The sequence below is a fragment of the Neobacillus drentensis genome (assembly GCF_036965425.1).
GTDB lineage: Bacteria > Bacillota > Bacilli > Bacillales > Cytobacillaceae > Neobacillus > Neobacillus drentensis_F.
In genome coordinates, this window is the sequence record NZ_JBALPP010000128.1 from 10,948 (window position 1) to 23,351 (window position 12,404).

Sequence of the window (12,404 nt, forward strand, 5' to 3'; positions counted from 1 at the left end):
AATAACATTGATATATTATATTATTTCCAAATATCGGTATAGAATTTTAGAAAGAAACAAAAAAAGCTTCCACAAAGGAAGCCTAATTCTAAAGTATCTCTCTTTTTGGTGAGTTTTTTATCAGCTTAATCTCTCCATGTTTAGGGACTAGTTCACTGATGTTTTCATATCCTTCATCCTTTTTGTCTTCCGCTGTATATTCCTTAAAAGAGCAGCAAAAAAGTTTACGTTCCACTTTTCCTTTCTCACCAATTAGATTGAACCAGTTTTGGGCTACGTAAAAAGGATTCGTTAGCAGTCGATCAATAATAAAAGAGATTCGGTCCTTTTCTTCCCCTGGATTAAATTTTGTTTTAGAAGATAAGGCCAGAATGAAATAGTTTTTAAACTTATCTAATTCTAGTAATTGAAGGTGATAATTCTCACGCTGATTTTGATTAAAATCCTTCAGGACTGTTTTGATGCTTTTTTCAATATCAATATCAAATTTACTTGCATCTCTCCAGGTCGCTAAACGAGAATCAAAAATAGACAGAGTTAGGATATAATAGGCTGCAAAATTTTTGGGGTCAAAAACTTCATTCACCAATCGCTTTTCATCTTCCGGTACAACAATAAACTTTTTATAGTCAGCAAAGAAATTTTCAATCATTCGTATACCTTCTTTCGAACCTTGATAGAATTGATGAAAAATATTGCACTACTTTTTATCTATTATTTGTATTTAATATATTCCTTTATAAAAACCAAAAATCCTGCTTATTCCTCCAAAAATCCACATTTTTCACAATATTTAATCAAAAAGTCCTATTACAGTAAAATAAATGTCGCGGCGGATCAACAATTTCGACATTGCCTGGATCACTCTAATGGAGCTTGACTGTTGCCTTACTAGAGGGGAAATGATTGATCGAGGGAATCGGAGAACGTGGCTGATATAGAGGACACAGCTGTGATATTTTATCTGGTCAGAGTCTGCTATAGCCCATATAGTGGACCTTGAAGCACTATTTTTTTAGGTCCGAGTCCACTATAGCCCCATAGAGGACTCGGTTGTGGTATTTTGTCAATTTCGAGTCTGCTATAGCCCTTATTGAGGACACGGCAGCACTATTTTGTCAGTTTTGAGTCTGCAAGAGCCCTTATTAAGGACACGGCTGCGCTATATTGTCAGTTTCGAGTCCGCAATAGCCTTTATAGATAACACCTTTATACCTCAAATCTTGGATTTATAGAAAATTTATTTTAACTTTTCGTCACTTAAACTATCTTTCAAATAATATTTCAAAAGATCAGGATATTCCTTTATTTCGTCACTGCCCTTCTCACTTATGACATAGATCCCTCTCTTGATTCGTTCGAACCAGCCGTAATAGTTTTGAATGAGAATGGATGAAGTTTTGTCTCCAGTGCCCATTTTGATTAAGTTTTTAGGTGATAAGGGACCTAATTGCTGTAGGTAACAAGCAATTTGGATACATTTTTCTTTATAGGCTGTCATGATTTTGGTGCGATTGCTTCCGCCGACATTGAAATCGGCACTTCGCCCATTGATTTCCTTCAAAACAGCTTCTCTCTTTAACTTGCTTTGCCCCATACTTTTACGCCGGTCAAACGCAGCTGGGTGAAGGATGACTTCTGCTTTTGCCCGTTTTCCTGGGCTCGAAACCACAATTAATCCTAACTCCAGCCTTCTAATTAAATGACATTTTTCTGCCCAGCGTTTAGTATTCAATCGATGCTTTGGTTTTGGAATGGCGATATAAACTTGATCCGTTATCCGCTGACGTTTAGCAGCCTGGATAAGTAAATCAACACTTAACGTAAGCTTTAATTCGATAATGACTAACTCTTCATCTTTAACGGCAACTATATCACAATCTTTTACTTCACCGTAAACCTCATAGCCTTCCTTTACAAAAAATGTCTGAATTGGTTTATACAAATCTTTTTCTTGCAGCTTTTTTGTTTCCTTCATACACGATCACCTTCCAATTCAAACCGTATTTCCTAATTAATAATAAATTTAACTTAAAAATTGTTGTTGGAAAAGGATTTATCTTTTTACGTTCTATAAAAATACCCGGTATCTCCTCCAAAAATGATTGGATCATACCGGGTACAAGACTTTAGATCTTAAATGCGGTTAATCAGTTAACATAATATATTTATTGTCTTCTAAATTATCATACTGAACCATTGGTCCCAAGTGACTAAACTGCCCCATTACTTCCTCTATCAGCGATTGGGCATCTTCGTATGCCCCGGCAGGAAGAATATCCAAAAAACGATGCCCCATGTTCCCATAACTATAGACAAGCAGAAAACTCTTCGTCTCCCAAATTTCAAATCGAAACACATGCCAGTGGTTGGGCACATCCAGATAATAGCCTGATATAAATGTTTTCTGCCCCAACCGATGGTAGGCAATCTCAGCGTTTGCCCCGCTGTAAGATTTCCCGGCCTCTAATACTATTGAATGATCTTTCGTATAAAGGCACTCCATACCTTCTAGGGTTGCTAATCCTGTCTCCCTTTTTGACACCACAACTATCGGAGAACACTTGTCCGTTCCAAACTCATTATAATCAATAATGTCGCATTTATCCCATTGGACATGGAGGTTTGCTAGGTTTAGTGAATTCGCCCACTTCCCAAGATCTGCGGGATTTTCCAATCGCTCAAAAGAGAGATAGTTGCCATCCGCAGTTAACAAATCATCGACTATTTGTAAATATCTCCAGTTTTTATAGGTTGGATTTTCCTTCAAGTAATCTTGCAGGGACCAATACCTTGGGAAGAATATAGGCCCCATAATCTCATGAAAGGTTCGCACAGATATAATGAGATCAATAGAATTCATCAAAAAACGTTCCCTTAAATCCAAAAAATCGATTCGATAAAAGCTCACATTTGCAAGTCCGAGCTCCTTAGCCAACTCGTTGGCACACTGGATTCCATTCTCCGACTGATCAATTCCAATAATCTCCGCATCTGGAAAACGAGTAGCGTACCAGCATGCCAATAACCCATTATCACAACCGATTTCCAAAATTCGCTTCGGCTTCAGTTGTTTTTGCTGGTTAATCCAAGTCAGGATAGACTTATGATAGGACATCGTCCATGATTCCACTGCCAAACTGAAAGGCAATGTAGCATTCTTTACCTCATAAAAGTTCCCCTGCTTCTCACGGCTAAGTAACGGTTCAAGTTCCTCGGCCAAGACTGAATCTACTCCCTTAACGTGCTTCCAATAGCTGCGCTTGCTTTTACAGTCCTTGATTCTCAGTGTCTTATAATAGGCTGAAATACTTGGTTTTCTTTGTTTCGTCTCGATTGGCATGCTTTGGTCTCCAGTTTTGTAATATTATTACTACATATTAGGACTTGGTCTTAAAAATAGTTATTTTTATTATAATAGGTATTTGTTGATTTTTCAAAAAATTTCTTTGTAATATCAAGTATTGAAAGTTTTTTATTATGATAAAACCATTTGAACATAAAAAAGAGACTGATCGGAATTACCGTTCAGTCCATTAAAAATATCTTTACACAAGGCCGGGCAGTCGGATGCCGCGCCAGTCGTTTACATCGCATTGGCCAAATTCATTATCACCCACTGCCAGCACCGTGCCGTCCGATTTAAGCCCGACGGTATGGGCACAACCCGCCGCAATCGCCACAATATCACGCCAATCACTTACATTACATTGGCCATACTCATTCCAACCCACAGCCGTCACGGTACCGTCCGATTTAAGGCCGATGGTATGTTTACTACCCGCCGCAACCGCCATAATACCGCGCCAGCCGATTACATCGCATTGGTTATGCTTATTCCAACCCATGGCCTCCACAGTACTGTCCGATTTAAGCCCAATTGTATGAGCATTACCCGTGTTCGTCGCCATATGAACAGTGCCTGCCGCGACACCCACAATATCGCGCCAAACGCTTACATCACATTGGCCATATTTATTATCACCCACAGCCATCACTGTGCCGTCCGATTTAAGCCCAACGGTATGACGACGCCCCGCCGCTATGGTTTCTTTGGGCCACCGTTTCACCTTTAACACCTCTTCTATTGGTGAAATGTAATCCATGTCTTTCCTCCTTGAATATAAGCAACTGTATGGTTTTATGATTCAGTGATAAACCTTAACGTTTATTTAATCAACCATATAATCAATCTCGATTAAATCCCAAGCAGTGACCATACCAAGTGGTTTTTCATCTGATTTTCCATTTTCTGTTATGATAACTACTTCTAATTCCACTTTTTCCTTATGCTTTCTCTCGTAGATATCCTCAATTGAAAAAATGTCTATTGATTTTGGGACGAACTCGATGGGATGATGTTTCACATCTCTTAATATGTCCCCAATCTTAATATCCGTTAAATCCACGATCGTATTAATGATATTACCAGCCATCCAATTGACAATATCTCCTGTTTTCAATAAACCAACACATCTGTTATCTTGATAAACAGGATATTGTGAATATCCATGCTCTTTTATGGCTTGCAGAATAAATAAAATACTATCTTCAATGTCACAGTAAATAACTTCTTTTGTTGCAATAGAAAGGGCGTAATTCGGTTTGTTAAAAATGGTTGAAATCCATTCAATGTGTTTAACTACATCCTCGTGGGGTTCAGCAATATAAAAACCGAGTTCTTTTTTATCATGCACAAGCGAGTTTCTAAGTTTAGCATATTGTTTAAGTTCGTCATAATATTTGTCTATTATTTGATGTTTTCTCGCACCAATATCAAGAAGTACCTTAAACCGATCATCATTCAATTTTACGATCGATTTTAAAGATTCGTGAATTTGGTTAAAGGCAACCTCAAAACGCTCTGACAAATAATGCTCTTGTTTAATCAAGCTCATAAATCTTGTAATCTCCTCATTCAAAATATCAATATTTTAAATTTAATTATTAGAACTTTCTATAGTCTTCCACTTCTTTTTCACACTAACAAAAGCACCAATTCCTAAAAGAATTAAACCAATCGAGATGTACAGCATGACTTTGTTGGCTGAGTAATGGAAAATCGGTTCTTTTGATTTGATAAACAAATCAGCAAGTACAGACCAGGTTCCCGTAATGGCGGAAAAAACAACAAAAACAGTCGACCAGAGTAAAAAAGTATCTGCATGTTTTTCCTTACGTAGGACTTCCAAATTTGCTTTTCGTTCCTGTTCATCCTTATCCTTCTGCCTTTGCAGCTCCTGCTGCAGCTCTGCAACGGAGGATAAAGCATCCAGCTCTAGATGCAGGTCCTGCTTCAACTCCTCTATCTGCAGACATTTTTCTATTCTTTCATATAATGCCTGCTGATGCGTGATGCTTGATACATGCTTAAAAAAGCTCCTAAGGATAAAATAATTGATTTCTTTACGCAGCTTTTGAATTTTTTCACATTCAGTTGCACTCAATTTTTCAGATTGAGGCATATCTTGCGCTCTTGAATTTAATGCCAAAAGAGCATAACGTTGATGCAAGGCGATGATATAAATGTAAAAGTAAGACTGTGCCAGGTTAGACTGGTAATTTCCATTAAAAAATTCATTGGTCACATCATCCTTTGTCAAATGGACAACATTCGTCAATCCTTCCAAAGAAACGCCCCAATAACTGTTGTCAAACAACTGGATGATTTGTGGATTTTCATCAAGCATGAGCTCTTTAGAAGCTGGTTTATAAGATTCCTTAAAGGATCTTCTTAACTTAAATAAATACTCTCCAAGCAGCTTTTCCTTATCATCCACTTCTTCAAACGTTTCATCGAGCATGATTGAATTGTAAACAATGGCACTTTCCGGCTCATTTTTTTCAGAAGAAAAATAGCGGTCTACCTTGATCGGTTCCAATAGATTCATGGCGATACTGGACATGGTCCTCTGAGAATCTTCCAAATTCTCAGAGTGAATCTCAGCACTATTTCTGGTTAAGTAATATTCCTTTTGATCCAATAATTGCGATTTATAAAGATGGTGCAGGTGTTTAATATAATAATTGGTGCTGATAATTTGATCTAAATTTTTATTTGTGTGCGTGACTTCAAATGTCAAAAAGCCGACTTTCGTTTCAAAAAGATATAAGGAAACCTTGGGAACCTTGAATATGTATTCTCCTTTTTTCGTTAACAGATAGAACTTGTGGGATGCATTTTGAGGAAGATTATATTTTTCTCTTGATTCATCTTTTAATGTGTATTCTCTTCCAATGGTACCATTTCCAAAACTATCATCATCAAACTGAATGAGATTTTTAACATGATCTAAAATATTTTTCCTTGAAACCTTTTTAGGAACATCCCAGTCACTATTGATAAGCGTTTCATGAAGTTGTTTATAATCATCTTTTAACGTGAACGGAATGATAAACGCGGTTTTACTTTTATTTAGATTTACATTTAAAACTGTTTCTTTTTGAACTTCATAGGACAACAGCAATTTAAAATCAACCTCCGAATATACTCTATTCTACATTAAATAGTAATTTTACTATTTACCCACTTTTTCCAGTTCTGTATTTTCTTTTTCAATTTCTTCCTGGTTTACTTTAACCCATGCATTCAAGTATTCAAAAAACATGATGAATTCTCTGGAATCTTCGTCAAGAAGCTTGAACTCCATTACCGGATAAGTATTCCAAGAGCGGTCAAAAATCCCGTCGCTATATATGTCCTTCTGACAAAGAACAAATACCTCTTTTCCCATGGCAGACGCCATCCCTGCCTCGAGGTGCAGCCAGCCGGAGGTATATTTACGATGTGTGTCGATGGATTCCTTTTTGGACCCTTCTTTATCTTTTATGTAGTAGGCATTACTTCTCTCAAGCCCTAATACAATCACTGCTCGACATTCAGAAATTTTATTTCTCACTACCTTTAAGGGGTCTTTCCAATCATAATAGCCGAATTCACACTGAACCGGTTCGATACCAATTGATTTCAATTTATCCTTAAATCCATTTAAAAAGAAACGCTGGCGTTCGTTATCAGGATTAAGCGTACTAAGAAATACTGGAATTCGTTTATCCTTTTCTAAATCCAAAGGATCAGGTTCGTTGCCGCCGGTATCATCAAAAGGAGAAACCTTCTTACAATACCAGTCTAAGATCACCTCTAGATGAGAATAAATACTAACCGCGTCTTGTTCTAACGTGTTTTTTCCCAATCCTGTATCATGGACTAATCGGTTTCTTTGAGATCTTATTTCATGACAACGTTTATGAATTTCATCCGGGATGATATCAGATGCGCCTTTTAATCTATCAATTCTAGAATTTAAATCATTCCCACTGGCTTGAGAAAGTTCAAATCTGTTTAGTAATTCAACTAAAAATGCCTCTAAGAACACACTTGCCCAAACCGAAGCAGCAAAATATTGACCGACTTGTAATGAATCATATCCATTTGAATAGTGTTGGAAAACTTCTTTAGAAATAAATTTTTGATAGTTATCGTTTTTGTGTTCTAATTCCATCGTTTATACCCTTTCTTTGTAGCAATATTTATAAAGTTTAGTTTTTTAATGTTTATATTATAGTAGGAAAACAGGCTCAATGCACTAGTTATTACCAAAATAACACTACTATCATACTAATTTTCAAATTTTAAAAAAAGCCGTTTCCAAAAGGAAACGGTCCGTGAGTAAACCTTCTGCACTTAACATTTTGCAAATACATAAGTATTGTCAAAATATGAAATGCATTTTACTTTATCATCAATTGCAACTTGATCTGTTACCCGTCCAGTCACTCGAAGTCCTTCAGATAATTCGATTAAAGCAACTGAATAAGGGGTGAGATGTGAAAACTCCTTTGTGGAAACGTGGATCGTTGTATGGGAAAAAACCCTTCCTTCACCACTAATATTCTTTTTAAGAAATTCGTTATTTTTACAGTTTGGACAAATCCATTTACGTTGGACAAACTGTTTTTCACACCGGGCACATTCATATACTTGAATCAATTCCATGACTAGTTCACCCCTTCGAAAATATGGACGGTTGAATAGGCACCCGTTCCACCTAGGTTCTGAGCCAATCCAATGTTTGCTCCTTCTACCTGATTGCAGCTTGTACCGCGAAGCTGGGAAACAATTTGATAGATTTGTGCAAGACCGGTCGCCCCAATTGGATGCCCTTTAGACAGCAAACCACCGCTTGTATTCACAGGTGCTTTTCCTCCGTGCTTTGTTAGACCCAGCTCTACTGCTTCCCAGCCGGAACCTTTTTTGAAAAAGCCCAGTTCTTCAATGGCTATTATTTCAGTCATCGAGAAGCAATCGTGCAACTCCACTACATCAATATCCTCAGGACCAAGTCCAGCGATGTGATAGGCACGATTCGCTGACTCTTTTATCGCCGGAAAACTTAATATATCCTCTGCCTCCTGCAACTGGGTCCTACCAGAAGCTTGTGCGGATGCCCGAACTATTACCCCTTTTTCTCCTTTTGAAAGGACAATTGCAACAGCACCATCTGTTGTGGGGGAGCAATCAAAAAGGCCTAGAGGATCAGTAATGATCCTGGCATTCATAATTTCTTCCAAACTCGTCGGTTTTTTAAATTGTGCAATAGGATTGTTCATCGCGTACTCTCGATTTTTCAAAGCTACCATTGCTAAATGCTTTTTGGATGCTCCCGTTTCATAAAAATATCGATTTGCCAGCATGCCAAAAAAACCTGGAAAAGTCAATCCGGCATGTTTTTCATTCGAGTCATTATCCATTGCCGCATTTATGGCCCTTGTCGATTCCTCAGTTGTGGCATGTTTCATTTTCTCTACACCTGCTATTAAAACATTTTCATATTCACCATTTTGAATCATTAGGAATGCCTGTCGAAAAGCAATGCCACCTGATGCACAAGCCCCCTCTACTTTAACAGCTGGGATAGACCCCAACCCTAAATCATTCACTGTGATAGCTCCTAAAATTTCTTGATTGCATAAAGAACCGGACATGATATTTCCGATATAAACCGCATCGATTTTAGGGAAGTTTGCCTCCCTTAATGCATCTAGACAAGCGTCCATTAGTAATGTTTTTATTGAGGTGTTTTCATGTTTCCCGAATGGGGTAATCCCCAATCCAGATACTGCAACTTTATTCATTTGGTACTCTCCCTCAGGGCAATTATTTTTTTATTAAAATTCCATCAGCGGATGAACACTGATGGAATTTCTCTAACATTTATTAGATTGATATTTTCTTATTATTAATTGGTTTTACATGACTATCCTCATACTTCGAAATCTTTCTCGTATCAGGCACAAAGAAAGAGAGGATGAGAGAAAAGGCAAACCCGGCCATCATTAATCCCCCAAAGGCCATTGGAGAAGGTCCAAACTTTGCTAGCATTGGTGTCCAAATCATTGGTCCAAAACCGGCAATCGCGGCGGAAACCTGGTAACCGAATGATAACCCAGTATAGCGTACCTTCGCAGGAAACAGTTCTGAAAAGATGGTTCCCTGTGTTGAAAAGATCGCCGCCCAGACAACTCCTAGGAGTATGACCTGCATAAAATAGAAAGAAACAGGTCCCTTTGAAATATTGCTAAAGTAAGGAATCGCAAGAACGAGGAACGCAACTAACGCGCTGATATAAATAATCTTTCTGCCAATAAAATCGGAAAGATAACCAATTAACGGGATCGTAATAATCATGGTGGCACAGCCGATTGTGACACCTGTTAAGGCAACTTCTCTAGAGTAACCTAAATGAGTAGTGGCGTAGACAAGAATAAAAGACATTGAAAAGACATTGAACATTCCGTCACCAAGCTTCAAACCAATTAAGTGAAAGACGCTTTTCGCATTGTTGCGAAAGGTTTCGACAACGGGAACCTTTGCTAGTTCCCCACTTTCTTTCTGCTTCTTAAAAGCAGGTGTCTCTTCAATACCGTTTCGAATCCAAAGCGCTAAAACAATGAGTACTGCACTAAAAAGGAACGGAACCCTCCAGCCCCATGCCAAAAATTGAGCATCTGTCGTTAAGGAACTAATAAAGGTAAAACTAAACGTCCCAAGCACTAACCCTAATGGGACACCGAGTTGAGGAACGGAGCCATACAGTCCACGAAGTCCTTTTGGTGCATATTCAGTGGCCAATAAAACAGCTCCTCCCCATTCCCCTCCAAGGGCAATTCCCTGGATCAGACGAAGGAGAACCAAAATAATAGGGGCTAAGAGTCCAACCTGTTCATAGGTCGGAACGAGACCAATAAGCAAGGAGCTGCCTCCCATTCCTAGCAGCGTTAACATGAGACTGGCTTTCCTTCCCAAACGGTCGCCATAATGGCCAAAAATCAGACTGCCGATTGGCCTCGCTGCATAACCCACTCCGAATGTTGCAAAAGCTAAAAGAAGTGCGATGGCAGGATCTGCGCTTGGAAAAAAGAGCTTGGAAAATACTAATCCAGTAGCAGTACCATACAAATAAAAATCATACCATTCAATGACTGACCCAGAAACACTTGCAAATAGAACACGAGCTTTGTTCATAAAGCTACCCCTTTCAGCAATATCTGCTTTGAATAAGATTAAATGTTTTCTATAGATAAATAGGAATAATAGCTGTAATAAATAAAATTATGGCTATTTGAATGTTTGAGCTGCCTCAAGGTGATTTTTTCGTAAAATGTGCTTTTGAATTTTACCGACTGAGGTGCGAGGAAACTCATCAATGAATTCAATCGTATCGGGTACTTTGAATTTTGCTAATCTTTCACGGCAATAAAGAATCATTTCATCTTTTGAAATGGAAGAGTTCTCTCTTAAAATCACATAGGCGATAATGGCTTCATCACGCATCTCATCAGGGATTCCTATGACAGCCGCTTCGTATACTTCCGGATGGTCAGCAAGAACACTTTCAACCTCGTTAGCAGCAACATTTTCTCCTGCACGCTTAATCATATCCTTAATACGGTCCACAAAATAAAAGTAACCGTCATCTCCTAATCTTGCATTATCACCGGTGTACAGCCAACCATCCTTTAAGGTCTCTGCCGTTGCATTCGGGTTTTTAAAATACCCTTTCATCAAGGTACGTCCCGGAATTCCTTTTACGGTGATTTGTCCCGTTTCACCATTTTGAACTTCATTACCGTTTTCATCGACGATTTTTACTTCATACCCCATGGTTTGATTCCCAATGCTCATGTTTTTACGCGCTCCATCGATTGGGTTCATCAAAGGGACACCTACAGTCTCTGTCATGCCATACATCTGCAATAATTTGACTTGATAATTTTCTTCAAACCTCTTTAATTGCTCTTCCGAAACGGATTGAGCAAACCAAATAGCCCTTAAGGAGTTTTGACGATCAGCGGGGTCAAATTCTTTTGCAAGAATCATTCGGATTGGAGCAGCAAACAGGGAGCCAACTGTTGCTCCGAAACCAATAGCCTGTTTAAAATACCTGGATGCACTAAATTTTTCTGTAAAGGCAATACTTGCTCCGACCACAAGGGCTGACATCGTAGAATAATACTGTGCATTACCATGGAACAATGGTAGAACGATGAATTGCCGATCATCTGGAGTCAAACGAATGGATTTCGACATTAGCTCACCAGTATAAATATAATTTGCATGAGTGATTTGAACGCCCTTTGGCTTTGAAGTTGTACCAGAAGTATAAAGCATTGCCGCAACATCTTCTGAGTCTAGAGGAATAGTAGGAGTCTCTGAGCTGGCAATGGCAATCAAGCGGTTTAAATTTTGCTTTTCACGTTCTTCTTTTTCGTAGCGTGCTAATAAAATCTCTTTTAGATACGGCAGATTTTGACGATTACTGATAAACTTGTCCAAATACTCTTCTTCTGTAATTAGAAGAACGGACTCTGAATGGTTCAGGATATATTCCATTTCATCTCCAGAGGACAAAATATTGGTTGGAACCATGATGGCTCCAATATTGGCAAGTGCAAACCAGGAAGTCATAAACTCGAGGCAGTTAGGCAAATGCAAGGTAACATGTTGGCCTTTCACTACCCCAAATTGTAGGAACACATTACTTAGACGATTCACTTGTTCAGCAAATTCACTATAGGTTAGCCCGAACTTTTTTTGTTCTTGATCCTCAAACAGAAGAAACGTTTTATCACGATTCATTTCTACTTTTTCTTTTAACAACTCTCGTAACGTCCTGTTGCCGACAATATCCATAGACTTTACCCCCTTCTCGTTTCTAAATTTCGTCTCTTCATCTCGGATGAAGCGGTTACATTTCACCTAAAAATAAATTTCACAGACTATAGTCTGTAATTTATTTTATATAACCGACTTAGTATCGTCAATATATTTTTTAAATATTCAAAATTATAATAAAATTAGATATATTTAACGACTGATCTTTTTTTATCTAATAGTATTGAAT

General features: G+C 38.2%; 10 protein-coding genes and 1 pseudogene. All 11 read right to left on the reverse strand.

The features are described from left to right. Nucleotides 1–88 precede the first annotated feature (88 nt). Nucleotides 89–652, reverse strand: coding sequence for a hypothetical protein (locus tag V7161_RS25790; protein WP_335715668.1), 564 nt, complete (start codon nucleotides 650–652; stop codon nucleotides 89–91). Between the two features lie 588 nt (nucleotides 653–1,240). After that, on the reverse strand, nucleotides 1,241–1,978 hold the full coding sequence (locus V7161_RS25795) for a DUF2161 domain-containing phosphodiesterase (protein WP_335715669.1): 738 nt from the start codon (nucleotides 1,976–1,978) through the stop codon (nucleotides 1,241–1,243). Between the two features lie 168 nt (nucleotides 1,979–2,146). Further along, nucleotides 2,147–3,343 (reverse strand): class I SAM-dependent methyltransferase, encoded by a 1,197-nt coding sequence (locus tag V7161_RS25800; RefSeq protein WP_335715670.1) that lies wholly within the window; start codon nucleotides 3,341–3,343, stop codon nucleotides 2,147–2,149. Between the two features lie 226 nt (nucleotides 3,344–3,569). Continuing rightward, nucleotides 3,570–4,106 (reverse strand): annotated as a pseudogene (locus V7161_RS25805) (RCC1 domain-containing protein); the annotation flags it as partial. A 66-nt stretch (nucleotides 4,107–4,172) separates the two neighbouring features. Further along, nucleotides 4,173–4,898: a CBS domain-containing protein gene (locus V7161_RS25810; protein WP_335715672.1), complete on the reverse strand. Its 726-nt coding sequence runs from the start codon at nucleotides 4,896–4,898 to the stop codon at nucleotides 4,173–4,175. A gap of 42 nt (nucleotides 4,899–4,940) precedes the next feature. Beyond that, entirely contained in the window at nucleotides 4,941–6,467 is a 1,527-nt protein-coding gene (locus V7161_RS25815; protein WP_335715673.1) for a hypothetical protein, read from the reverse strand. Between the two features lie 51 nt (nucleotides 6,468–6,518). Further along, on the reverse strand, nucleotides 6,519–7,502 hold the full coding sequence (locus tag V7161_RS25820) for a hypothetical protein (protein ID WP_335715674.1): 984 nt from the start codon (nucleotides 7,500–7,502) through the stop codon (nucleotides 6,519–6,521). 182 nt (nucleotides 7,503–7,684) lie between these two features. Continuing rightward, on the reverse strand, nucleotides 7,685–7,996 hold the full coding sequence (locus tag V7161_RS25825; protein ID WP_335715675.1) for a Zn-ribbon domain-containing OB-fold protein: 312 nt from the start codon (nucleotides 7,994–7,996) through the stop codon (nucleotides 7,685–7,687). 2 nt (nucleotides 7,997–7,998) lie between these two features. Next, entirely contained in the window at nucleotides 7,999–9,135 is a 1,137-nt protein-coding gene (locus tag V7161_RS25830) for a thiolase C-terminal domain-containing protein (protein WP_335715676.1), read from the reverse strand. Between the two features lie 82 nt (nucleotides 9,136–9,217). Further along, nucleotides 9,218–10,525, reverse strand: coding sequence for an MFS transporter (locus tag V7161_RS25835; RefSeq protein WP_335715677.1), 1,308 nt, complete (start codon nucleotides 10,523–10,525; stop codon nucleotides 9,218–9,220). A gap of 93 nt (nucleotides 10,526–10,618) precedes the next feature. Further along, nucleotides 10,619–12,193, reverse strand: coding sequence for an AMP-binding protein (locus V7161_RS25840; RefSeq protein ID WP_335715678.1), 1,575 nt, complete (start codon nucleotides 12,191–12,193; stop codon nucleotides 10,619–10,621). Between the last annotated feature and the right edge of the window lie 211 nt (nucleotides 12,194–12,404).